Source organism: Kosakonia sp. R1.Fl (assembly GCF_023516815.1).
Lineage (GTDB): Bacteria > Pseudomonadota > Gammaproteobacteria > Enterobacterales > Enterobacteriaceae > Kosakonia.
In genome coordinates this window covers 5,079,427-5,102,275 of the sequence record NZ_JAMGSQ010000001.1, presented here as the reverse complement: position 1 = coordinate 5,102,275, position 22,849 = coordinate 5,079,427, and the positions used below count along the sequence as shown (strand labels likewise).

At 49.0% G+C, this 22,849-nt stretch carries 21 protein-coding genes and 1 tRNA gene; 12 read left to right on the top strand and 10 right to left on the bottom strand.

The window, feature by feature from the left end:
* Positions 1-37 precede the first annotated feature (37 nt).
* The 3 genes from fimZ to M8Q36_RS24210 form a co-directional block, all read right to left on the bottom strand.
* A complete protein-coding gene (fimZ, locus tag M8Q36_RS24220) occupies positions 38-670 on the bottom strand; it encodes a fimbria biosynthesis transcriptional regulator FimZ (RefSeq protein WP_249882667.1) in 633 nt (210 codons plus the stop codon).
* 601 nt (positions 671-1,271) lie between these two features.
* Positions 1,272-1,997, bottom strand: coding sequence for a fimbria biosynthesis regulator FimY (gene fimY / locus M8Q36_RS24215; protein ID WP_249882666.1), 726 nt, complete (start codon positions 1,995-1,997; stop codon positions 1,272-1,274).
* A 19-nt stretch (positions 1,998-2,016) separates the two neighbouring features.
* A complete protein-coding gene (locus tag M8Q36_RS24210) occupies positions 2,017-2,628 on the bottom strand; it encodes a hypothetical protein (RefSeq protein ID WP_249882665.1) in 612 nt (203 codons plus the stop codon).
* A 274-nt stretch (positions 2,629-2,902) separates the two neighbouring features.
* Between M8Q36_RS24210 and M8Q36_RS24205 the strand changes: the two genes are divergently transcribed.
* Positions 2,903-2,979: transfer RNA gene (locus tag M8Q36_RS24205), tRNA-Arg, on the top strand.
* 407 nt (positions 2,980-3,386) lie between these two features.
* Here the strand turns inward: M8Q36_RS24205 and M8Q36_RS24200 are convergent.
* From M8Q36_RS24200 to M8Q36_RS24185, 4 genes are all read right to left on the bottom strand, one after another.
* On the bottom strand, positions 3,387-3,617 hold the full coding sequence (locus M8Q36_RS24200; RefSeq protein WP_017455727.1) for a hypothetical protein: 231 nt from the start codon (positions 3,615-3,617) through the stop codon (positions 3,387-3,389).
* A gap of 513 nt (positions 3,618-4,130) precedes the next feature.
* The gene (gene iraP / locus M8Q36_RS24195; protein ID WP_017455729.1) at positions 4,131-4,457 is read right to left on the bottom strand and encodes an anti-adapter protein IraP; all 327 of its coding nucleotides are present in this window, start codon (positions 4,455-4,457) and stop codon (positions 4,131-4,133) included.
* A gap of 541 nt (positions 4,458-4,998) precedes the next feature.
* Positions 4,999-5,169: a YnfU family zinc-binding protein gene (locus M8Q36_RS24190; protein ID WP_216848957.1), complete on the bottom strand. Its 171-nt coding sequence runs from the start codon at positions 5,167-5,169 to the stop codon at positions 4,999-5,001.
* Positions 5,170-5,438: 269 nt separating this feature from the next.
* On the bottom strand, positions 5,439-5,906 hold the full coding sequence (locus M8Q36_RS24185) for an Hsp20 family protein (RefSeq protein ID WP_017455730.1): 468 nt from the start codon (positions 5,904-5,906) through the stop codon (positions 5,439-5,441).
* A 931-nt stretch (positions 5,907-6,837) separates the two neighbouring features.
* Between M8Q36_RS24185 and M8Q36_RS24180 the strand changes: the two genes are divergently transcribed.
* The 6 genes from M8Q36_RS24180 (at position 6,838) to scpC (ending at position 13,006) form a co-directional block, all read left to right on the top strand.
* Positions 6,838-7,062 carry a hypothetical protein gene (locus tag M8Q36_RS24180; RefSeq protein WP_200551424.1) on the top strand — a complete coding sequence of 75 codons (225 nt, stop codon included), beginning with the start codon at positions 6,838-6,840 and terminating at the stop codon, positions 7,060-7,062.
* Between the two features lie 153 nt (positions 7,063-7,215).
* Positions 7,216-7,413 (top strand): hypothetical protein, encoded by a 198-nt coding sequence (locus tag M8Q36_RS24175; RefSeq protein WP_249882664.1) that lies wholly within the window; start codon positions 7,216-7,218, stop codon positions 7,411-7,413.
* A 165-nt stretch (positions 7,414-7,578) separates the two neighbouring features.
* Complete coding sequence (scpA, locus tag M8Q36_RS24170; RefSeq protein WP_249882663.1) at positions 7,579-9,723, top strand: methylmalonyl-CoA mutase; 2,145 nt, start codon at positions 7,579-7,581, stop codon at positions 9,721-9,723.
* Positions 9,716-10,714 carry a methylmalonyl Co-A mutase-associated GTPase MeaB gene (gene meaB / locus M8Q36_RS24165; protein ID WP_249882662.1) on the top strand — a complete coding sequence of 333 codons (999 nt, stop codon included), beginning with the start codon at positions 9,716-9,718 and terminating at the stop codon, positions 10,712-10,714. The genes scpA and meaB overlap by 8 nt, the downstream gene beginning before the upstream one ends.
* A gap of 12 nt (positions 10,715-10,726) precedes the next feature.
* Positions 10,727-11,512, top strand: a complete 786-nt coding sequence (gene scpB, locus M8Q36_RS24160) for a methylmalonyl-CoA decarboxylase (protein WP_249882661.1) — start codon at positions 10,727-10,729, stop codon at positions 11,510-11,512.
* 15 nt (positions 11,513-11,527) lie between these two features.
* Entirely contained in the window at positions 11,528-13,006 is a 1,479-nt protein-coding gene (gene scpC / locus M8Q36_RS24155) for a succinyl-CoA:acetate CoA-transferase ScpC (protein WP_249882660.1), read from the top strand.
* On the opposite strand, the gene srsR is transcribed toward scpC, so the two are convergent.
* Together srsR and M8Q36_RS24145 are read right to left on the bottom strand one after the other, a co-directional pair.
* Positions 12,977-13,906: a LysR family transcriptional regulator SrsR gene (gene srsR / locus M8Q36_RS24150; protein ID WP_249882659.1), complete on the bottom strand. Its 930-nt coding sequence runs from the start codon at positions 13,904-13,906 to the stop codon at positions 12,977-12,979. The two genes, scpC and srsR, sit on opposite strands and share 30 nt — an antisense overlap.
* A gap of 166 nt (positions 13,907-14,072) precedes the next feature.
* Positions 14,073-14,750 (bottom strand): hypothetical protein, encoded by a 678-nt coding sequence (locus tag M8Q36_RS24145; RefSeq protein ID WP_249882658.1) that lies wholly within the window; start codon positions 14,748-14,750, stop codon positions 14,073-14,075.
* Between the two features lie 207 nt (positions 14,751-14,957).
* Between M8Q36_RS24145 and M8Q36_RS24140 the strand changes: the two genes are divergently transcribed.
* The 4 genes from M8Q36_RS24140 to M8Q36_RS24125 all read left to right on the top strand — a co-directional run bounded on the left by M8Q36_RS24140 (position 14,958) and on the right by M8Q36_RS24125 (position 18,826).
* Entirely contained in the window at positions 14,958-15,383 is a 426-nt protein-coding gene (locus tag M8Q36_RS24140) for a GNAT family N-acetyltransferase (protein WP_249882657.1), read from the top strand.
* A 281-nt stretch (positions 15,384-15,664) separates the two neighbouring features.
* Positions 15,665-16,201: a FlhC family transcriptional regulator gene (locus tag M8Q36_RS24135; protein ID WP_249882656.1), complete on the top strand. Its 537-nt coding sequence runs from the start codon at positions 15,665-15,667 to the stop codon at positions 16,199-16,201.
* Between the two features lie 368 nt (positions 16,202-16,569).
* Positions 16,570-17,400 (top strand): BglG family transcription antiterminator LicT, encoded by an 831-nt coding sequence (licT, locus tag M8Q36_RS24130; protein WP_249882655.1) that lies wholly within the window; start codon positions 16,570-16,572, stop codon positions 17,398-17,400.
* A gap of 28 nt (positions 17,401-17,428) precedes the next feature.
* Positions 17,429-18,826, top strand: coding sequence for a glycoside hydrolase family 1 protein (locus M8Q36_RS24125; RefSeq protein WP_249882654.1), 1,398 nt, complete (start codon positions 17,429-17,431; stop codon positions 18,824-18,826).
* 52 nt (positions 18,827-18,878) lie between these two features.
* Here the strand turns inward: M8Q36_RS24125 and M8Q36_RS24120 are convergent, their stop codons facing one another.
* Positions 18,879-20,294, bottom strand: a complete 1,416-nt coding sequence (locus M8Q36_RS24120; protein ID WP_249882653.1) for a DUF1593 domain-containing protein — start codon at positions 20,292-20,294, stop codon at positions 18,879-18,881.
* Between the two features lie 443 nt (positions 20,295-20,737).
* Here M8Q36_RS24120 and M8Q36_RS24115 point away from each other — a divergent pair, with 443 nt between their 5' ends.
* Positions 20,738-22,624 carry a beta-glucoside-specific PTS transporter subunit IIABC gene (locus M8Q36_RS24115; protein ID WP_249882652.1) on the top strand — a complete coding sequence of 629 codons (1,887 nt, stop codon included), beginning with the start codon at positions 20,738-20,740 and terminating at the stop codon, positions 22,622-22,624.
* The last annotated feature ends 225 nt before the right edge of the window (positions 22,625-22,849 follow it).

Below are 22,849 nucleotides of genomic sequence, written 5' to 3'. Positions count from 1 at the left end.
AAAAAATATGCCCGGGAATTTTTTCGGGCATATATCGCTAGAGCAGTTCGTGTGATTTGGCATAATCAATTAACTCGACGATAGTATGCACGCCGAGTTTCGAAAAAATATTCGATTTATGAGCGCTGATCGTCTTGTTGCTTAATAAAAGTTGTTCCGCAATCTCTTTGTTTGATAATCCATTGGCCAGATAGCGCAATACAGTGACTTCTCTATTAGAAAGCGGCATATCTCGCTGCTCCCCTTTCTTCTTACCCGGTTGGTTTATATAACTCAGCGTCTCTGATGGGAAGAAGGAGTATCCGGCAAGAATCATCTTTACTGCGTTATAAATATCGTTGAGTTCTTTCCGCTTACTGACAAAACCATTCGCACCAGCGCGAATGGCGCGTGCTGCATAGAATGATTCAGATTTTGATGATAAAAAAAGCACGTTGACATCTTCCCGTATTGCTTTGATTCTTCTCAGTAAAGTAAATCCATCTGTTTTAGGGAGTTCAATATCCAGAATAACCAGATCAACGGGCAGTGTACGGATATAATCAAGCGCCGCGCGGCTATCATCCGTTTTTAGTACCACTTTTACATTCTGGTTTTGCTCTAGAAGCACCTCTATCGACATTCTGACAATAGGATATTCGTCCATAATGATAACGGAAGCCGGTTTCATTTTTTTGCCTCAGTTTGTTTTTTATGCCACGCCTATGCGTAAGTGCGAAAGACGTCGAAAGGACTAATGTAACTTCAAATATTCTATGAGGAAGAATAATTCCCTGGGAAACCGATAGCATCCTTACTCGCTAAGTTATTTCCACTCGTCACCTACGCATGTGGAGAATATCAATTACGTGCTAATACAGAGAGGTATCGTAATTATTAATAAGTCACTGTAATTATACCTGGGAAGCTCTGACAGAAAAGCGTTAAGAGTTCATAAAGGCTATTTCTAAATATGAAGTTCTGAGAGCAATAATGGTCGGTTGAATATTTGGTATGATAGTTTAATGATTTTGGTAAATGTGGTTTTTTACCCTTTTTTTAATGGTTAAAACAATGCAATTATTTGATTGTTTGCTTATTGTTAATAGCTGTGGTCGCTATTTCATTGCTATAACCCCGAATAACCATGTGCGAGTTGGGTGAAATCTGAGGGGATTTAAAAAAGGGGGCAACGCCAGGAATAGTTGCAATTGTTGGTTTTATGTAAAAAATTTCCCCGGCAAGAAAACTTGACTAAGTAATTTCTTAGCCGAGAAGGATGGCAACGGCTGTTATCCCCAATAGTGATTCGCATCAATCGTTAAGCGATGCAGTAAATGAAGCAAACTTTGACGATCGGGCAACCCAAGTTGCCTTAGTTGCGTGTTGAGGCGATAAACAATGCGATGGTAAGGCAGATTGAGTAGGTGAGCGATATGTTTCAGCGTCTTTCCTTGCGCCAGTGCGGTGAATATCTGCCACTCTACCGGCGGGAATTTGCGCGAAACATCAACAGGCGAGGCTGGAGTCAGTAGCGCCTGCCTGAATGGCGTGACGGGGAGATCCCGTTTTAATACGCGAAAGGGGCCCGCAGCGCGCAGGAAATTGAACAGTGGCGTGTCGCTTTTTGTCGCTAACAGATAGATATGAAGTTTGCGATTATGTAAAGCGAGTTGTCGCAGGGTTTCCAGTGCGCTAAAACGGGATGTGAGCAGGCTTTCCATATCCACGATTAGATGCGAGAGATGCGGCTCTGCGAACCGATGATGTGCTAAATCGAGTGATGAAAACACGGCGTTGCGTTTACCGGAAAAGAGGCCTCTATTCCATGCATAACTGAGAAAGCTATCGGTTGAAATCAATATCTGGTTGATGATGCATTCAGGCAGGGCGAAACTGAGCTGCTGAGTAAGATATTCCAGCCTGTCAAACACTGGCGGCGGATATTCCCGATAAGGTAAAGCCCGGTGATCAGGTCTGTGACGGCGATTTTTTTCCCGGCGGATGAAAGTTCGCATTTTCCCTCGCAAACGTATTTCACTTTTTCTGACAGAAAAGTGTTGGCCAAAAAAAACCATGCGCAAACTGTGCGCCCGGCTGTTGTGTTGTAACGGGTTGTGGGGCTGTTTCGCGCCATTGAATGGATGCCATGTGGGCAAATTGACGGTCCTGATTCATGCCTGGTTTGAGAATATCGGACGTATAAAGGTGCTGCCAGGTTGTCGTTTTATCAACCAGTAAACCGGATGTATGCCAGCCTGTATTAACAAAAGCTTCTGGCGCTTCCCGGGTGAGATCATCCGGACAAAACGCGGCACCAGACGTGAAAAATACATGCGAGTTCAGCGGGCTGACCGTTAAATCAGCGCGATATAATATCGGTATATCCATAAACGAGAGGGTATAAGGCTCAGAATTAAGCGGTAGATTAGGCAAGCATTGGCTTGTTGATTCCGGCAATGTTACGTTTCGCGTCTGGTCGTGTATTAACCGCAGCGCAAACGACCAGTAATCATGTTTAACGCTGTTTCCGGTCGCGAGAATAGTCGGCTGACGGTTAAGCACACCATCATTATTATCGCGCTGTTTAATCGGTTCTGATTTACGTTGATAACCCCAGCCTTTTTTTTGTTTCGCTCTATTTGTCACGTATAGGCTCCATTACATTAGTTAATGGAAACATTTTGACCTTCATAAGTCAGTGGATATAGGCGCGAATACTTAAATAAACATGGGACTTTTCCCAGGAAGCGATCAGGATAAGTAGAAAGACCAGGTATTTTCGGGCATAAATGGGACAGGTGTTGCGAAAACGTGCAGCGTCGTTCACTAAGCAAGCAACCAACGGAAAATACATTGACTCACCAGGCGCTGACCGTATAATTCCAGGCGTTTCCACCTCAACGGTGAGCATCCACGTAATGCGCCCTTAGCTCAGCTGGATAGAGCAACGGCCTTCTAAGCCGTAGGTCACAGGTTCGAACCCTGTAGGGCGTACCATTACGAGTCAATGAGTTAGAAGCAAATAAAGAAAAAACCGTCACGATGCAAGGTCAGGTAACGGGCCAGGTATAAATCTCAACACGGCTCGCCTTTATGGCTACTTTCCCATCCCTCCATTTTCCGAAGAACAGCTGACGGACCCGCCGGGCTGTATTAACCCGTTCGTCCATATGTCTAAGGTATCGAACTGGAAATGCTTGATGGCGTTCAGACTGCCATGCGCGACTATCGTGAACGTTCATTTTCAGAACTGTCGGGTGAGTGAAGCATCAGGTCTTTTACCTGACTTTGGTACGCGCGCCGACATTTCTGACCATAACAACTGCGACAACACAGCAATGGATAAAGTGGAGAAGAAATGATGATGACTTCCCCTCCACTTCAGAACCACGCCTGGAGAGAGGTTAAATCTTTGTTCCTACAATTCTTGAGGCAATAGCTTTCGCCGCTTCAAGCTTTGCTTTCCCTGCTTCAGAATGCGTGCCAGATTCAAATGCTTTGAAGTTAAGCTCAATGTTCTCTACGGCTTTATCGATGAACACTTGCGGCAACTCTGAGCAAATGGACTGAAAAATGATTTCATACGCTAAAGCACGACACTGCAGGTCATTAATCGCGTCTTCTACTGGCTTCATAACCTCTCCTTAAGAAATACTGTGGTGCTCACTGACAAACAAGAAATGTTCTGTCGCGAATATCGGTGTGATGTGAATATTTAATATCGTTCAGTTAGGCAAATAAAACCAGTGGCGCCACGGCCAAACCGGATCGGGATAACATTAGGACGGCGTATCAGCCTGGATTGATGTCAGACGGTAAGATTGCATCACCATCGACATGTTCGATGTTTCCAGCGCAGACATGCTGAGCCTGCTCTGTAGGATGATTTCCCCCTCCGGGAGCGAATCGAAACATCAGCCATCGATTCACTGATCGCAAGGGATCAATGCTACCAACAGATTGAGTGGCTTTGCTGCTGGCTGGCAATGAAAAAAGCTAGTCATACGCAGGCCTTATGCATTGTGGCTGGGTTCGTAGATCATGTGGTGTTCATGACAAACGTTAGGGTAAAAAGATGGCACGGTAGCCGCGCAAATAAAAGGCCGGATGTTTATCTTTCCAGCCTTATGGTTAATAACCGCATTGCGTCAAATTTTATCGGACGCGCCCTTTAACGCTTCTATATCAATTTCAGCGTCGTTTGTTTCAAGCAACTGAGTTAACTGAATAAGATTGTTAAATTCATTCATAAGTAGTTCCGCATCTGATTTCAGCGGAATATCAGCCGCATCGAGCGCTGCGTTAATCGCTTTTTTTACATTATCAAGCATTTCATTCATGCCACCGTTTTTGCCAAGTGTCAGCATCAACGCCCCGATAAGTAAAGACTGAGCTTCCACTTTGGCCGCAAGCAGCTTGGCTTCCGCATCCATTTTCGAGATTTTTGCAATCACACCGAGTATTAAGTTTTTCATAAGTGCCCCTGTTATTAGCCGCATCACCCCTGAATATATTATGGTCGAGATTTCTATAATGAAGGATGAAATAGTTTTGTGGTAGTTATACATCCTTTCAGCATCAGGCTGGACCAGTTCATAGATTAATTAATTGATATTTATAGATTTATTGATGATGGACAGAGCGCGCACGGCAACCATAGCCGTTCGCAGCCACTGATGTGGGTTATTATGGCTGGGGCTACAACATTGAAAGCACACGCTACTCGGCTTAAAGCGAGCGAGATGCTTGCGATCGGTGCCGACTGGTGAGTTTTTCGGTGTCAGCTTGTGAGCTACACCGTTGATGAGGGTAACGACTGAACGGTTGCCGAAGTGTTAGGGCAGTTCTGCGGCTTTACCCAGGCAATCCTTCTTCGCATGCTGATCAACGGTTACTTAAGAACGATTATGCTGGCGTGATTCTGACCGAAATATTTGCCGTGGCGTTCATTGTCAGGAACGCACAGTTCGATAACCGGCCCTGATATTTCGACCGGTTTCTCAACATAGCTCGGTTTTAAGCGAAAGCGGCTTTGTCCTGATGGAAGATTTTACTGCAGTGCGGGCACATTAATGCGGCGCCTTTCTGGACTCGGGAGAAGCTGTGTTCTGACTGTTGTGAACAGTGAGGGCAGGTGCATTTGGTGAGGAAGTTGCGATTGTTTTTTGAGTCTTTGCGTTGTGGCATAGAGTATTTCCTGATAAATGGCCTGCAACCATACACTATCCCTGAGCATTTTGCCCGTAATCCTTTTGCACAGCGCCAGAATCGTGTGGCTTTTTCATTTTGCCGCTTGATGATGGGGCGTCACAGTAATGAACTACAGCTACGTCCAGCTGGTTACACATTCTGCGAAAGCATCTCTTCGCGTTTATATGTGCTGGCAAGGCTGCCTACCAGGAACAGGATAAGAAAAAGGCCCGCATGCGCGGGCCGCAGAGGAAGAAGAAAAGCTATCAAGCCTGATGTTCAATGGCTTTTTGCGTATTTTCAATGGCAATCTTACGCGGTTTTTCACTCTCGGGAATTTCCTGATAAATGGACACCAGCAATATGCCATTTTCCAGTTTTGCGTTGCTCACTTTTGTATGTTCCGGAAGTGAAAAGCTCAAACGGAAATCCGCGCGGCGAATACCTTTATATATCCAGCCCTGCTCATCATGGGTTTCATTTTCTGCGCGTTTACCGGATACATTTAGTACCCCGCCGACGGTCTCGATTTCGAGTTCGTCTTCTTTCCAGCCGGGGACACTTACGTGGAGCTGATAATTGCTTGCATCGACTTTTTTCAGGTCATAAGCCGGTAATGATGCCACCGGTGAGTCGCCAGTTAACTGGCTGAAAAGCCGGTCGATACGATTGAAACGGTCAGCAAAAACAGAGTCAGTAAAACCGGGGAGTGCTGACAAGGTTTTGAGTGCCATAACTTAACCTCCTGAATAATCAATTCAAAAGTTCAACTTAAAGGCAAGCTTTGCTTGTCCGCTTATATAAATAATTCCTTCAACACATTTTTCAAGACCACAAATAGAAAAATTTTTGCCTGCATCGAATGGCGAACTGCGTGGTTGAGTGCACATGAAATGGCTGCTGGTATGCAGGAAATAACGGGCCTGTAATATGAAGGGAAAAGAAGTTGTTAATGCAAACGTACCTCTGCCGCTCGGCTTTTTACATGGGCCGCAGCGTGAGTCGTTCGGGAGGATATAACCTATTTCATTTCAGTGGAAAGGGGAATTAACGTCGAAAAGAAAAGCCCCTCAGGAATAGGAAATCCGGGCTGCTCCTGAGGGATGCAAATGCATATTCGTTACGTTTGTTAGTTTGCTAATTATTACTTTTCTGGCAATGAGATTGTTCTCATTTGTAATCGATTTCTGATAGGAACTGGCTCTCTATGTAATTGGTTTAATTAATGGTTTTTGAACTGGCAGAGCGACAGAAAATAACTATAGTTAACGCGCTATCATCGTTAACCCTATTTTCCCTGGTGATGTTCTTCTACCGCTCTGTCCGAGCGGTTTTTTTTGCCCGGATTTTAGCTATCACTCAGTGCCATAAACGTTTCTTCGCAACTGACATAAAGAGCAAATGGACAACCAGCACAATCACCGGCGTTGTAATCGCACTCTTTATCCTCATTTTTTTTGCTGCCACTCGACAGGTATCTTTTCACTAAGCTCACTGAAAATCCTATCTCCCGCCCGATAATTCCTTTTAACGCGCGCCTGCTGTTTATTTCAAATACTTGCCATAACCTCGTTTTACGAGGCGGCTTGCAACGCGTTTACGTTTTCATCCTCTCGCTCAACTGTGTATGCTTGGTCTTTGCTGGTAAACCCGAAGGAGAAGGTAATGTTAGAAGGGTATTTTGATCTTGATGGGGCGACAGGGGATGAGGCGGTAGAAAACAGAAAGCGCTTATTAGCTGTACAGGCAGCGCTGGAAATTTCAAAGGCGGCAGTTTCTGCAACCACGGCCAATTCGGGCATTCGTAGCCAGATGGATTTACGTAACGTCTCGCAAGAGGTCGCTACCCTCGCCGATGCGATTCAGGATGCGTTAGAATCTGACCTGTAAACCTACCGCCTGAGGGCGGTTTTTTTGTTTCCTCTGGCTTTCATTTCCCACGACTGATTACAACTGCCGGGACAGGTTTGAACATCCCTGACACTTACTGACGCTTTCTCTCTCAGAATGTTGCCTGTTAACTCTCTCTTGAAAGGTATAGGCATGATGGGAAAAAAGTTAAGCGTAGCCTGGTTTTTTCTGCTTTTGACGTTCGCCTCTACAGCCAGTTCGGCGGCACCCGCTTTCCCACAACTTTCCGGGCAAAATCACTATATAAGGCATGTCGCTGGAGATATTGCAGAAAATCCTGATGAGCATGTACAGGAAAAAATTGAACGATTTGTTTCCAGTAAATATTAAATAAGCGACGTTCCCGCTCTATTAATTAGTATGTGATAAAAATCAGAATATAACCTGCGGCAAAAAATGAATTGCTGCAGGTCTTTTTTTGCTGGCGACAATGTTGATAGTGGAAATTACTATTTCTGCCCAGTGAGTTATTGATTTGGAATAACGGAGATATGTATGGCTACAATGACTGACTGGCAAAAAGTCGCGAATAAAGAGCTCAGCCGTAAGGGAAAAAGCGTTGAATCGCTGGTCAAACTGACGCCAGAGGGCATTGCGATTAAGCCTTTATATACTCCTGATGATTTGAACACGCTGGAAATTACCGGTACGTTACCGGGTCTTCCACCTTATACTCGCGGGCCGCGCGCCACAATGTATACCGCCCAACCGTGGACGATACGCCAGTACGCCGGGTTTTCAACCGCCAGAGAGTCGAATGCGTTTTATCGGCGTAATCTCGCCGCCGGGCAGAAAGGGCTTTCCGTTGCGTTTGATCTGCCAACACACCGGGGATATGACTCGGATAACCCGCGCGTGTCGGGCGATGTAGGAAAAGCGGGGGTCGCTATTGATACCGTGGAAGATATGAAAATACTCTTCAACAATATTCCGCTGGATAAAATGTCGGTATCGATGACGATGAATGGTGCGGTTTTACCTATCATGGCGTTTTATATTATTGCAGCGGAAGAACAGGGTGTTTCTCCTGAAAAATTAACCGGTACTATTCAGAATGATATTTTAAAAGAGTATCTCTGCCGCAATACTTATATTTACCCACCTAAGCCATCCATGCGGATTATTGCCGATATTATTGCCTGGTGCTCCGCCAATATGCCGCAATTTAATACTATTAGCATCAGCGGTTACCATATGGGAGAAGCGGGTGCTAACTGTATTCAACAAGTCGCGTTTACCCTTGCGGACGGCATTGAATATATAAAAGCCGCGCTCTCCGCAGGCCTGAAGATTGATGACTTCGCGCCGCGTCTCTCTTTCTTCTTCGGTATAAGCATGGATCTGTTTATGAATGTCGCCATGCTGCGCGCCGCGCGCTATTTATGGAGTGAAGCCGTTAGTGGGTTTGGCGCGACCAATCCGAAATCGCTGGCGCTGCGCACTCATTGTCAGACATCCGGCTGGAGCCTGACAGAACAGGATCCCTACAACAACATTGTTCGCACCACTATTGAAGCGCTTGCGGCGACGCTTGGCGGTACCCAGTCTCTGCACACCAATGCGTTTGATGAAGCGCTGGGGCTACCAACGGATTTTTCGGCGCGTATTGCGCGTAACACGCAAATTATCTTGCAGGAAGAGGCGGAGATTTGCCGTACCGTCGATCCGCTCGGAGGCTCCTATTATGTCGAATCTCTGACCGATCAAATCATAAAAGAGGCGCGGGCAATTATCCGCCAGATCGATGATGCCGGAGGGATGGCGAAGGCTATCGAATCGGGGCTGCCAAAACGCATGATTGAAGAGGCCTCCGCGCGCGAGCAATCGCTTATCGACCAGGGGAAACGCACCATTGTCGGTGTTAATAAATACAAGCTCGATAAAGAAGCGGTAACGCCGATACTGGAAATCGACAATGTAAAGGTGCGTAACGAGCAAATCGCCGCACTTGAGCAGATCCGCGCCACGCGTGATTCCGCTGCCGTTCGTGATGCGCTGTCTGCGCTGACCCATGCGGCTCAACACAACGAAAATCTGCTTGCTGCGGCGATTCAGGCTGCACGGTTGCGCGCGACGCTTGGCGAAATTTCCAGCGCGCTGGAAGCGGCGTTTGACCGTTACCTGGTTCCCAGCCAATGTGTTACGGGGGTGATCACGCAAAGCTATCAGCAGGACAGCGAAGCAGCGGCTGAGTTCGACGCCATAATTACGCAAACGCAACACTTTCTTGCTGAACATGGTCGTCGTCCGCGCATTTTGATTGCGAAAATGGGGCAGGATGGGCACGACCGGGGGGCAAAAGTCATAGCCAGCGCGTACTCCGATGTGGGTTTTGATGTCGATCTCAGCCCTATGTTCTCCACTCCGCAAGAGATTGCCCGGCTGGCTGTGGAAAATGATGTGCACGTGGTTGGGGCATCGTCGCTGGCGGCAGGTCATAAGACGCTAATTCCTGAATTAATTAACCAGCTAAGAAAATATGGTCGTGAGGATATTTGCGTGATTGCTGGCGGCGTGATCCCGCCACAGGATTATGACTTCCTGCGTGAACGTGGTGTGGCAGCGATTTATGGCCCAGGTACGCCGATGCTGGAAAGCGTGCGCGATGTATTGAAGCGGATTAGTCAGCGCCATGATTAATGAACAAACCCTTGATGAATTCGTTCGCCAGTTACGCGCGGGCGATCGCGTAGCGCTCGCGCAGGCTATGACGCTGGTGGAAAGCCAGCTTTCACGGCATCAGAGGCTGAGCCAGCAATTGCTGGACACGATTATGCCGGCGACAGGTAGGGCAATACGCATTGGTATCACCGGGACACCCGGATCCGGGAAAAGTACCTTTCTTAATGCCTTTGGCATGATGCTCGTTGGCCAGGGAAAGCGGGTGGCAGTTATTGCGGTCGATCCCAGCAGCCCGCTCAGCGGAGGCAGTTTGCTGGGTGATAAAACCCGTATGACAGAACTGGCCAGAGCCGATGCGGCGTTTATTCGGCCGGTGCCCTCCGGCGGAGCTATGGGGGGGATCAGCCCGCACGCTGGCGAATTGATACTGCTGTGCGAAGCCGCTAATTACGATGTGGTGATAGTGGAAACGGTCGGGGTTGGCCAGTCTGAAACGGAGGTCGCAGGCATAGTCGATTGCTTCGTTTCGCTGCAAATCGCCGGTGGTGGCGATGAGTTGCAAGGCATTAAAAAAGGCATCATGGAAATGGCCGATATCATTGTTATCAACAAAGATGATGGCGACAACCGCGCGGCAGTCGCCATTGCCCGGCAAATTTACGACAGCGCGCTTGCTATCGTTCATCACAAATATCCGCAGTGGCGACCCGCAGTGTTGAGCTGTAGCGCACTGGAAAAGCGTGGCATAGAGGATGTCTGGCAGGCAATTGTTCATTTTTACGATGTGATGACAAAAAGTGGTCATCTCCCATTATTGCGTCAGCAGCAGACGGTGACGTGGCTACGAAAACAGGTGGAAGAAGAGGCGATGCGCCAGCTTTATGCCCACCGCGCTTTCCGTGAAGATTTCAACCAAACGCTTGATGAGGTGAAAAATCATCAACAAGCGCCGCGTACATGCTTACAGCACATCCGTGAATACCTTCAGCAACACTATTTTCCACAGTAAAAAGGAATTGATATGTCGTATGAGTATGTGGTTGTAAACATTATTCAAAAAGTGGCTGTCATTGAGTTTAATTACGCGCGCAAGCTTAATGCTCTCAGTAAGGTGTTTATTGATGATTTGATGCGGGCGCTGGAGGATCTTAACAAACCGGAGATCCGTTGCGTGATCCTGCGCGCGCCGCACGGCGCGAAAGTCTTTTCCGCCGGACATGATATCCACGAGTTACCCTCGGGGCGGCGTGATCCTCTCTCTTATGACGACCCGCTACGCCAGATTACCCGCATGATCCAAAAATACCCGAAGCCCGTGATCTCCATGGTGGAAGGAAGCGTCTGGGGAGGGGCGTTTGAAATGATCATGAGTTCTGATCTCATTATTGCCGCCAGTTCTTCAACCTTCTCTATGACGCCCGTTAATCTCGGTGTTCCTTATAACCTGGTCGGTATCCATAACCTGACGCGCGACGCCGGGTTCCATATCGTTAAAGAGCTGATTTTCACTGCGGCACCCATCACGGCGCAGCGGGCGCGGGAAGTTGGCATTTTGAACCATGTTGTCGACGCCAGCGATCTGGAAGATTTCACCTTGCAGATGGCGCACCAGATCTCGGAAAAAGCCCCCCTTGCCATTGCGGTAATTAAAGAAGAGCTACGCGTGCTTGGTGAAGCACATACCATGAATTCTGATGAGTTTGAACGTATTCAGGGTATGCGTCGCGCCGTTTATGACAGCCGGGATTATCAGGAAGGAATGAGTGCGTTCATGGAAAAACGTAAGCCGAACTTCCTTGGGCAATAATTAACGGAGACGATCATGAAACCATCCTGGCCCCGGCTGAGCGCCGACGAAGCAGCAGAAATCATCCAGCACAATGACATGGTTGCTTTTAGTGGTTTTACTGCAGCAGGTTCGCCCAAAGCGCTTCCCGCCGCCATCGCACGTCGGGCACGGGAGCTACATCTACTGCAGCAACCTTTTCAAATCCGTTTGCTGACCGGCGCGTCCATTAGCGCGGCGGCTGATGATGCGTTATCGGAGGCGGACGCGGTCAGTTGGCGCGCGCCGTATCAGTCCGCAACGGGAATGCGACAAAAAATCAATCAGGGGCAGATTAAGTTTGTTGATCTGCATTTGAGTGAAGTTGCGCAGATGGTGAACTACGGTTTTTTTGGCGATATTGATATCGCGGTGATTGAAGCCTCTGAGTTGACATCCGATGGCAAAGTATGGCTTTCCAGCGGGATTGGCAACGCGCCGACCTGGCTTAGAAAAGCGAAAAAAATCATCATTGAGCTTAATCACTACCACAGCCCGCGGGTGGCTGAACTCGCCGATATCGCCACGCCCGGCGCGCCGCCGTATCGCCACAGTGTCGCTATTTTTAGCGCGTTGGACAGGATTGGCCTGCACTATGTTCAGGTGGAACCCCAAAAGATTGTGGCGGTGGTGGATACTGAATTACCGGATTCCGGTAACGTGCTGGATGGCGCAAAACCTGTCTGCCAGCAAATTGCCGACAACGTGGTGACGTTTCTGCTGCATGAAATGGCGCAGGGGCGTATTCCGCGCGAGTTTCTGCCGTTACAAAGCGGCGTGGGCAATATTAATAATGCCGTGATGGCACGGCTCGGGGAAAGCCCCGACATCCCGGCATTTATGATGTACTCCGAAGTGTTGCAGGAGTCGGTAGCGCATTTACTTGCCGCAGGAAAAATCCTCGGTGTCAGCGCATCCAGCCTGACCGTTTCAGACAAGACGCTGCGTAACATTTACGACAACATGGATTTTTTCGCCAGTCGTATCGTTTTGCGACCACAGGAGATTTCCAATAACCCGGAAATTATCCGCCGCCTTGGAGTCATAGCGCTAAATGTCGGGCTGGAATTTGATATTTACGGACACGCCAATTCAACGCACGTCGCGGGCGCTAACCTGATGAACGGGATTGGTGGCAGCGGAGACTTTGAGCGTAATGCTTATTTGTCGGTGTTCATGGCACCCTCGATTGCCAAAGAGGGAAAAATTTCTTCCATTGTGCCGATGTGCAGTCATGTTGATCACAGCGAGCATAGTGTCAAAGTGATCATTACGGAGCAGGGCATCGCCGATCTGCGCGGGTTGTCGCCAATTGAGCGCGCCCGCACCATTATTGATAATTGCGCACACCCACTCTATCGGGATTACCTTCATCGCTATCTGGAAACTGCTCCAGGCGGGCATCTTCATCACGATCTTAGCCGCGTATTCGAATTACACACGAATTTACTGAATACAGGATCGATGCTCGGCTAAATTGCACGAATCGTCGCGATCGTCATTAATACACTGACAGACTTCCGCGGTGTGCCGATGGTTTTTCAACGAATACAGGTATTCCTGCATATACATCGGTCCGTTTGGCGCATCGAAATATCGCAGTGTGGTGGGGTTAACCAGATGCCAGGCGAAATAGGGGATCACGGTAAGAAACTGCCCGCGTTCCACCGCGCTGATTTTGGCCATAAAACTGTAGGCCCGGTAGATAACGGTTGGGTGGATCCCGCAAGGGCGCATGTGAGAATCGAGCATGGCTTCAAAATTCGCGCGGTTCTGAAAACGCATCTGCAACCACGGGAGTTCACGCAGCAACTCCTGCGGCTGTTTTTGCTCATAGCGTCGGGAAACTAAAAATCCCAGACGCAGCGGAGGCAACTCGGTGGCAGTGAGGTTCTCCAGACCCAGAACACGTGGGGAAACCTGCTGGGGAGAAATAATAAAATCAAGCTGGTGGCCAAGCAGGTCGTCAATCACGCCGTTGTCACTGAATTCGATGGCCTGCGTGCTGATATTGTCATATTTATCCCCCAGGCTTAGCAGTTGATCGAAAATGATGGTCGGATAGGTGTTGTCGACGCCAATAACGATTTTGTGTGAGCGCAGGGCGGAAAAGTGAAGCTCATTTTCAATTGCTGATAAGCGCTCATAAACCGGGAAAAGTTTCTGATAAAGCTCCTGCCCGGCTTTATTCAAACGGATACTGTTATCTTTGCGGGTAAAGAGCGGATAACCAATCTGCTCTTCCAGCGAGACAATGCTTTTGCCAAACGGCGACGCAGTCATATGTATTTTTTCTGCCGCTCTGGCGATGCTTTTCGTCTGCGCCAGTAAAATGAAATTGCGCATCCTTTTGGAAATAAAAATAGAGTTGCTCATCTGAAAATCCCTCTCTGACTCAATAACCAATGCATATGGCCATCCGTGCCATCATTAGCATGCTATTTATTGCTGCCAGCAATGGTATAACACTGCTGTCTGGCACGAACCAGTGGCATCAATGCAGAGTGGAAGGAAAGCCGCAGTTATTTGCGGCTTTTTCAGATTATTTCTTCAGCAGTCGCGGCAACTGGTTTTCCAGTTCAAGCAGACACGCATCCATCATTTTCTGCGTTTCTTGCGTCACTTTTTGGTAATTATTCGCCCGCCAGTCGGCCAGCGGCGCGGTTTTCACCGTTGGCGCACATTCTGCTCTCACAAAAGCACTCAGCACATTGCCATCTTCGGCGCGTTTATAGAACAACACGCGGTAGGCCAGATCATAATTACTGTTTCCAGCAGACATATCTGTGTAGACCAGCGACCACTGCGCTGCTGCGATATACAGCGGCTGTTTGTAGGCATAATTGCCGCCCTGTTTATCGAGCCATTCGCGAATTTTCACTTCAGCTTTTGGGCTTAAATAGCGCGATGTCGGTTCCGGCATGGAATCTATCGCGTTGCCTTTATAGCTATTTTTATCAAAGGCATCGCCGCTGCCCGCACCGCCACCAAGTGCTGCGCTGAGTAACGAAAGCCCCATGCCGGTGCCAGCATGGGCGGGGCTCACTTCGCGAAGTTTCACATCCGGGTAGCGATTGTTATTCATTTCAAGCGGGCTAAAAATGGTGGCAACCTCAAGTGTTGTACCGTTGGTGGCTTTTACCGGGTGCGTACTGGTCCCCGCACATCCTGCCAGCAGGGCTACAGAGAGTACGCTGAGCGCTAATGCTTTAACTTTCACTTTTTTTCCTTCTTTTTTCCGTTTACAACGTTTAATCCAGTGGACCGGTTCGGTTAGTGAATACGCCGGGAGCCTGACTTGAGCAAAAAGTGGCTAATTAAGATAACGGCCTGGTTTAAATAAGCTTTAGATGGGATTTGGCACTGAGTTTTCATCTTTATTGGTGCAAATCAAGGAATCTATGAGTGCTTTCGTGTGGAGAAAGGCATGGCAAATTATGTGGTCAGCGTTTCAGATCAGGCAGTCGCGGCAGATTTTTTTCCGGTGGAACAAGGCCTGAACGCTTTTAATGATGAGATCACCGGCATCAGCGATCGTAAGCCTTTGAGCGTACTGGTCAAAGATGCTAATACTGGTGAAGTCATTGGCGGGATGATTGGTCGCACTTCACTGGGGCTGCTGTTTATTGATCTGGTTTATCTTCCTCCAGCGCTTCGTGGACAACATCTTGGCGAAACACTACTGCGGCAGTTCGAAGAGGAAGGGCGACAGCGCGGCTGTATCTCCGGTTTCCTTTACACCATTAGTTTCCAGGCCCCGGAGTTCTATAAAAAGAATGGTTGGCAAGAGTTTGGCCGGATAGATTGCCTGCCTGAGGGAACCAGCCGGATTTTTCTGCGCAAACAGCTTTAAGAAGCTCAGCGGAGCCACCTTTCGGTCATCACGGGCATTCGCCGAATGCCTGTACAATAACCCTCTCATTCATGCAGGTTTGTACAAACTCTACTCATTTGTTCCGCTTTAAGTCTATTTATTAAGAAAACATTAGTTTGCATTTTATTTAAGTATTGTTTTTGGGATACGGGTAACAAATTTTTATTAGGTATCATTGAAATGTTTGTGGCAAAGTTTCATGCAAAATGTATTATTGATTATGGGTGCTACAGTAAATTCTTATATTCTTTTGTGAAGCAATGAATAAATCTTATATTTCTGAACTGCAAAAGATGTCTCTGGTGTTATTTTTAGCGAACAGGGGCGTCTGCAATATATTCGCTGATAATGAAGGAGATAAGCATACTTACAGCAGCTCTCCTTTCACGAAAGCGTGGTTTTTGGATCATACTCACCGGATACATGTCCGTCATTTTGGCCGCATATGGCGGCTACTAAAAAAGCGTGACACGGAGGCGACAAGCCGCACAGCACTTGAAGCCTACTCGCTTTATGTCAGTGACTGTCTGCTGGAGTTACAGTCTGCTCCGGTGTTGACGCTGGTTCAGGGTTGGGTGTTAATCGAGGCTTATGAGAAGTGCCTTGCCTGTAGCGATGGGTGCGAACCTGTATGCTGTTTTGGCGAGCAATCCGCGCCTTCTTTACTGGAAAAATATATATATCAGTTGTGTTTCGAACCTGATTTGCAATTAGAATCCGGTTTATTAAAGCAAGCCTGTTTAGCGAGTTGGAATAATTCTTATTTATTAAATATAACGCAACAGCTTAGCGATTAATTTTTGATAGCATCTATATAGATAAAGGATTCGAATTCAACATTATTTCTTCTGCTGTATGTCAATGTTCCCGGTAAAATATTTCCACCAGTAGCAAAAAATACATGTACAACCCTGCAATGGATTGCACGGTTTGCAGGATACTGATCACACATCCATGATTATCATCACAGTTCCCGTTTTGAAGGCTTGAGCCGCCTCGTCTGATTCGTTATAAGAGTTCCCAGGGCGTAATCAGAAGAAAACTGAGCGAAACCTGATTCCATTGTTGCCTTGCGTGGCGGCAATGGAGTCAGGTTTTTTTTTGCTTTTTTTCGGGCGCACTCCTCCGGGAAGAACATCTGGGTTAAACAGTGAGAAAGCTGAAAATGAAAGTAGAAAAAATACTCAGCAACAACGCTGTCCTGCTCACCAATGCACAGCAAGAAGAGATCGTGGCCATTGGGCGGGGCATTGGTTTTGGCAAAAGACCGGGCGATAAGGTCGACAACAGCCAGATTGAAAGCCAGTTCGTCAAAAAGTCGGAAGGACTGGCGGATGTCCTTTCGCAACTGCTGGCGGAAATTCCGCCCCCTTATCTGGCGGTCACGCAGCAGATCATTGCGCTGGCTCAGCAGCGGCTGGCGATCACCGTGCAGGACACGCTGTTCCTGGCGTTAAGCGATCATTTAAATTTTGCTATTCAGCGGCAAGCTAACGGACTGGTGATTAAGAACTTTTTGCTGTGGGACATTAAACGTTTTTATGCCCAGGAATATGCGGTGGGGCTTGAGGCACTGCAGCTTATTAACAGTAAACTCGGCATTAGCCTGCCGGAGGATGAAGCCGGGTTTATCGCCCTGCATCTGGCGAACGCCAGGAATAACAGCGATATGCAAAGCACCATGCAGAGTGCCACCATCATTAAAGATGTGCTGACAATCCTGAAATACGATCTGCACCTGACCTATGACGAAGAGTCGCTAAATTATCAGCGGCTTATCACACACCTCAAATTTTTCGCACTGCGTTTGCTGAACCGCAATACCGTCGCGCACGGCGACGACAGCATCTATCAGGGGATCACCGGCATGATGCCGGCCGCCTATGCCTGTGCGATGAAAGTTAATGATTATGTTGAAAAAAATTACCAGTGCCAGCTCACCACCGACGAAGTGATGTTCCTGACGATCCACATCAATCGCCTGAGCGGTGGTTAACGGCGGCAACATAAAGGAGAAAGTAACGATGCAAATGAGGTTTCCCGAAGGTTTTCTGTGGGGTGGCTCGGTCGCCGCAAACCAGGTCGAAGGCGCATGGAACGAGGGAGGAAAAGGCGTTTCCACTTCCGATCTGCAACCGCAGGGAATACACGGTAATGTCGTTGAACGTGACGCGAACAGCACCGGTATCAAAGATGTGGCCATCGATTTTTACCATCGCTACCCGGAAGATATTCAGTTATTTGCTGAGATGGGTTTTAAAGTATTGCGCACCTCGATTGCCTGGACGCGCATTTACCCAAATGGCGATGAAAGCGAACCAAACGAAGCGGGACTGGATTTTTACGACCGGCTGTTTGATGAAATGGCGCGCTATGGTATCCAGCCGTTGATCACGCTTTCACACTACGAAATGCCTTACGGGTTGGTGAAAAACTATGATGGCTGGAGTAGCCGGAAGGTAATCGATCTGTTCGAGCGCTACGCGCGCACGGTCTTTACCCGCTATCGCGATAAAGTGAAATACTGGCTGACGTTTAACGAAATCAACATGGCGTTGCATGCGCCGTTTACCGGCGTTGGGCTTGCGGGGGAGCGAAGCAAGCAGGAGATCTATCAGGCCATTCATCATCAGTTGGTGGCGAGCGCCCGTGCGGTAAAAGCCTGCCATGAAATCATCCCGGATGCCAAAATCGGCAGCATGTTGCTGGGTGGCATTCGTTACCCGATCACCTGCAAACCGGAAGATGTACTGCAATCGCAGCGTGTAAATCGCGACTGGCTGTTTTTTGGCGATGTTCAAGCGCGTGGTGCTTATCCGGCGTGGATTGGCCGCTTTTTCCGCGAAAATAACATTTCGCTCAATATCACCGGGCAGGATGAACAGGATCTGCAAGAGACGGTCGATTTTATCTCGTTCAGTTATTACATGAGCGGTTGCGCCGCCGCGCAGCCGGAGCTGTATCAAAGCTCGCGCACCAATATTATGCGCATGATCCCCAACCCGCACCTTGAAAGCTCCGAGTGGGGCTGGCAGATAGACCCGCAAGGGCTGCGTTTTTTGCTCAATGAACTGCACGATCGTTACCAGAAGCCGCTGTTTATTGTGGAGAACGGGCTGGGGGCGAAGGATGTCCCCGCCGAGGATGGCTCGATTGAAGATGATTACCGCATCCAGTATTTGCAGGCGCATTTGGTGCAGGCCAGAGAGGCGATTGAAGATGGCGTGGAACTGCTGGGGTATACCAGTTGGGGGCCGATTGATCTGGTCAGCGCCGGAACCGCGCAGATGTCGAAACGCTATGGCTTTATCTATGTGGATCGCGATGATGCCGGGAATGGCACGCTGGCGCGTCGGCGTAAGAAAAGCTTCTTCTGGTATCGCGATGTGATCAGCAGTAATGGGGAAACGTTAGCGCCGTAGTGTGAGTGCAAACTATGCCGGATGTGGCTTACGTCCATCCGGCATTTGTCGTTTATGGCGTCACGGTGACAATCGCGCGGCGGTAAGCGAAAAGTGACGGCGTGCCATCATCCTGCACCTGCAAGATGATGTGGAATGGCGTAGCGGTTTTAACTGGTGGCGCGGTAAAGCTGGCATCAAGTGAGTCACTGTTCTCAAGCGTCAGTTCTGGTGCGAAATGGATGCCCATACTGGTGGCAGTGGGTTCTTTATATTGCCACCAGTGATAACTCAGGCGGTTGTTATCCGGGTCATGCGAGCCTTTCGCCGAGAGTTTCACTATCTCGCCGGGTTTCACCTGCAATGTCACAATCTCCGTCCCGGGTTTACCGTTGAGCACCAGTTGCGGGTTGTGGTTCACCTTTTTCACCCCGGCGTTAACGCTCCATGCCATACGCGCGGCAAAATCATTCTGGAACGCTTCGCGCCAGCGCCAGATAGTGGCGCTGGCGGTGCGGCGGCTTTTACCATCAATGCCGGTCACGGTATCAGACGTGCTGGTGCGCAAACCGCTGCGACTATCAGGATTGACCGCTGCGTAGCGTCCGCCCCAGCCGCCATACTCCGGGTGTTCCGGCGCATTCAGCCCGTTATTTAACAAGTAGAGAAACGAGGGCGTATCGCCTTCCATGGTGTACTCGATCGCCGGGTAAACCGCGCCCAGCGGCCCTTTGTTGCGAATATTTTTCGCCAGCCAGTCGTTGTTGACCTGGCGCATATCGCCCCCTTCGGCATAGCGCGACGACATGCCTGTCCAGGTGGCAATAAAGTAATCATTCCATGCGTGAATACTGGTGATATAGCGCAGATCCGGGAACTGCGCGCGGATCCACTCGCCGGTATTATCTTGATCAGAAATGGCATAGACGCGGATCTTTTTCACGAACGCTGCTACTTCTTGTGATGAACGCGTCGCGCGCACATCGTACAGTGCCTGTGCCAGATCGACCGCGCCGCCCCAGACATCAATCCACAACGGACGCTCATCGTGTTTATCCACTGCGTTGATTATCAGTTGTGACGCCGGTGTGGATTTTCCCGCGCCGACATAATCCATGCCGTAACCGGCGCGACCAGCACGCACTACGTCGCGCAGCGCATCGGCGCTGGGGTAACCGTTGGCATGTTTGCGTAAATTTGGCAGCACTTGCTCATACGCATCAATGCGTTTGAGCATCATCTGCGGATTCACTTTGTCACGCAGCCAGGTGGAGGTGGTGGCTACCAGCCCTTCGACATCAAACTGATTGCTGTAAACCAAAAAACGCACCAGCGACTGTGAATCATCGGGCTCGTTGCCGATATCAGACAAAATCAGGATGCGGGTTTTTCCGGACACCGGCTGTTCCGTGGTGGCTTGTGTTGTTGTGCTGGCTGCGCCAAGAGAGAGCGCCAGTAACGTGCTTAATAGCGTTCTTGGAAGTGACATGGAGTTTTCCCTATCTTAAAAAACAAAAAACCTGCTTTCCGTTGCCTGGCGGAGCAACGGAAAGCAGGTTTCGCCAAAAGGAGATGTAACGTCCTGTGGGCATGGTTATAAAAAGAGTCGTTCAGGCAGGCAACGCATAATATTGATAAATGTGACCGGTGTTCTGTATTTGTCTGGTTGTTTAATTCCGGGTCAACGCTATTTGCGTGATGATTTTCACAAATTGATCATTTGCGGTGGTAATTGCCCGCGCGGCTTGTTAGAAAGAGGGCGTTAGTTAAGGACGTCACCAGAGAAATTCTGGGCGAGACCTGGATAAAGCAGTGTGTTTACACACTATTTTATCCAGGTTTTTTTTTGCTTTTTTCCAGCTGACCAGCGGATGCAGGCAACACCAGGGTGACCTGATTATTACTGTCGTTTGTGAAACGGGAAGTCTCATTATGAATAACAAAGTACTGGCAGAAAATATTCTGCAGCTGGTAGGTGGAGAGAGCAACGTTGCGACGCTGGTGCATTGCGCGACGCGTTTACGCTTTAAAATCATCGATAACAGCAAAGTGCGGTTGGCCGAACTTGAAGCGCTGGAGGGCGTCATTACCGTGGTGAACGGTTCAGGCCAGTTACAGGTGGTGATTGGCAACCGCGTGCCAGACGTATTCCGCGCGTTTGGCGCCATCTCCGGATTACTGGAGGATGATAAAAAGAAACAACCTTCGGAGCCGTCGCAAAATACAGCCTCGCTGTTAGGTCGTTTGATCGATTTGGTCGCCGGGATTTTCACGCCATTATTAGGTGCGATGGCCGCAGCCGGTGTGCTAAAAGGCGCGCTGGCGATTGTGCTGGCGGCCGGATGGCTGAGCAATAAAGAGAGCACCTATATTATTTTGCATGCCGCATCCGACAGCCTGTTCTATTTTCTGCCGATGCTGTTAGCCATCACCTCTGCACGTAAATTTGAAACCAATATCTTTGTTGCCGTGTCGATCGCGGGCGCGCTCATTTACCCCAGCATTCAAGGGTTATTTGATGGCGGCCAGCCGGTGAGTTTTTTTGGCCTGCCGGTGGTGATGATGAAATATACCGGTTCGGTGATCCCGATTATTTTCAGCGTCTGGCTGATGTCGATAATTGAGCGTTTTCTCAATCGCCATATTCATGAAAGCGTGCGCAATATTCTGACGCCGTTTTTCCTGCTGACGTTAATGGTGCCGCTGACGTTAATGACTATCGGGCCGATTGGTATTTCGATCAGTGAGCTTGTCGCCTCTTTATTTGTTTCGATTTACGGCTTCAACCCGATTATCGCCAGCGCGCTAATGGCTGCCGCCTGGCAGGTGTTGGTGATTTTCGGCGTGCACTGGGGCTTTGTCACCGTCTTTATCAACGATATTTCGGTAATGGGACACAGCTTTCTTAAAGCCGCCTCCAGCCCCTCGGTTTTCGCCCAGTCCGGTGCGTTACTGGCGGTGATGCTGCGCGCGAAAGATAAAAAGCTGAAAGCACTGGCGGGCAGTACCTTTATCGCTTCGTTGTTCGGCATTACCGAACCGGGTGTCTACGGCGTCACCCTGAAACTGAAAAAACCGTTTATCTGCGCGGTGATCGCGGCGGCCTTTGGCGGTGCGGTGGTCGGGTATGCCAAAAGCTCGGCGATTTCAATGGGGATGCCAGGGCTGCTGACGCTGCCTATTTTCTACGGCGACGGTTTTATCGGCTTTCTTATTGGCTGCGGCGTGGCGTTTATTGGCAGCCTGGTGCTGACGTTGATCGTGGGTTTTGACGAACCTTCCGCGCAAGCGATGCCCGACGCGTCGGCGAGTGAAAAAAAGCATCCCGCACATCAACCGGTAATGCCGAAAACCGCTGCGCTGGCTCCTGAGCAGATTACCGCACCGGTTTCTGGCGCGTTAATTCCGCTGGCTGAAGTGAATGATAAGGTTTTTTCGACAGGCGTTGTCGGGCCGGGTTTTGCCATTATTCCTGATGAAGGACGAGTTTATTCCCCGGTCGACGGCCATATTGCCAGTACCTTCGCCAGCGGCCATGCCATTGGCATTCGCTCCACGGCGGGCGCGGAAATACTGATCCACGTCGGGATTAATACCGTGCAACTTGATGGGCAATATTTCCATATGCAGGTGAACGAAGGCGATGAAGTCAAAAAAGGCCAGCTTCTGCTGACTTTCGATCTCAATGAAATTAAACAGGCCGGTTATGACACGGTGACGCCAGTGGTCATCACCAACAGCGAAGCCTGGCGCGAATTACATATTAGCGATAAACCCCATTCCCGCTTTGGTGAGCCGGTAATGGCGCTCCTGGTGTAACGCCCGCTGCTGGCGGGAGGCTATTTGCGGCGGGGGCGGTTGTCGCCGCAACCTATTAAAAACGTGTTTATGCGTTAATTGATCTACCCCCACAGGACGTTACTGATTTTATTCAGGCGAGACCTGCAACTGATGGAGCATTTTCCGTCGGTTGCGGGTCTTTTTGTTTTCTGGGGGCAATACTGAGGGGAACTCATGAAAGTGAATAACATAATTTCTAAAAAG

Excerpts from the sequence above, each read along its gene's own strand:
- M8Q36_RS24125 (WP_249882654.1), top strand. The coding sequence starts at position 17,429 with ATGCAAATGAGGTTTCCCGAAGGTTTTCTGTGGGGTGGCTCGGTCGCC.
- srsR (WP_249882659.1), bottom strand. The coding sequence starts at position 13,906 with ATGAGCAACTCTATTTTTATTTCCAAAAGGATGCGCAATTTCATTTTA.
- licT (WP_249882655.1), top strand. The coding sequence starts at position 16,570 with ATGAAAGTAGAAAAAATACTCAGCAACAACGCTGTCCTGCTCACCAAT.
- M8Q36_RS24190 (WP_216848957.1), bottom strand. The coding sequence starts at position 5,169 with ATGCCACAACGCAAAGACTCAAAAAACAATCGCAACTTCCTCACCAAA.
- fimY (WP_249882666.1), bottom strand. The coding sequence starts at position 1,997 with ATGCGAACTTTCATCCGCCGGGAAAAAAATCGCCGTCACAGACCTGAT.
- meaB (WP_249882662.1), top strand. The coding sequence starts at position 9,716 with ATGATTAATGAACAAACCCTTGATGAATTCGTTCGCCAGTTACGCGCG.
- M8Q36_RS24185 (WP_017455730.1), bottom strand. The coding sequence starts at position 5,906 with ATGGCACTCAAAACCTTGTCAGCACTCCCCGGTTTTACTGACTCTGTT.
- M8Q36_RS24200 (WP_017455727.1), bottom strand. The coding sequence starts at position 3,617 with ATGAAGCCAGTAGAAGACGCGATTAATGACCTGCAGTGTCGTGCTTTA.
- M8Q36_RS24180 (WP_200551424.1), top strand. The coding sequence starts at position 6,838 with ATGTTAGAAGGGTATTTTGATCTTGATGGGGCGACAGGGGATGAGGCG.
- fimZ (WP_249882667.1), bottom strand. The coding sequence starts at position 670 with ATGAAACCGGCTTCCGTTATCATTATGGACGAATATCCTATTGTCAGA.
- M8Q36_RS24115 (WP_249882652.1), top strand. The coding sequence starts at position 20,738 with ATGAATAACAAAGTACTGGCAGAAAATATTCTGCAGCTGGTAGGTGGA.
- scpA (WP_249882663.1), top strand. The coding sequence starts at position 7,579 with ATGGCTACAATGACTGACTGGCAAAAAGTCGCGAATAAAGAGCTCAGC.
- iraP (WP_017455729.1), bottom strand. The coding sequence starts at position 4,457 with ATGAAAAACTTAATACTCGGTGTGATTGCAAAAATCTCGAAAATGGAT.
- M8Q36_RS24175 (WP_249882664.1), top strand. The coding sequence starts at position 7,216 with ATGATGGGAAAAAAGTTAAGCGTAGCCTGGTTTTTTCTGCTTTTGACG.
- scpB (WP_249882661.1), top strand. The coding sequence starts at position 10,727 with ATGTCGTATGAGTATGTGGTTGTAAACATTATTCAAAAAGTGGCTGTC.
- M8Q36_RS24135 (WP_249882656.1), top strand. The coding sequence starts at position 15,665 with ATGAATAAATCTTATATTTCTGAACTGCAAAAGATGTCTCTGGTGTTA.
- M8Q36_RS24140 (WP_249882657.1), top strand. The coding sequence starts at position 14,958 with ATGGCAAATTATGTGGTCAGCGTTTCAGATCAGGCAGTCGCGGCAGAT.
- M8Q36_RS24120 (WP_249882653.1), bottom strand. The coding sequence starts at position 20,294 with ATGTCACTTCCAAGAACGCTATTAAGCACGTTACTGGCGCTCTCTCTT.
- scpC (WP_249882660.1), top strand. The coding sequence starts at position 11,528 with ATGAAACCATCCTGGCCCCGGCTGAGCGCCGACGAAGCAGCAGAAATC.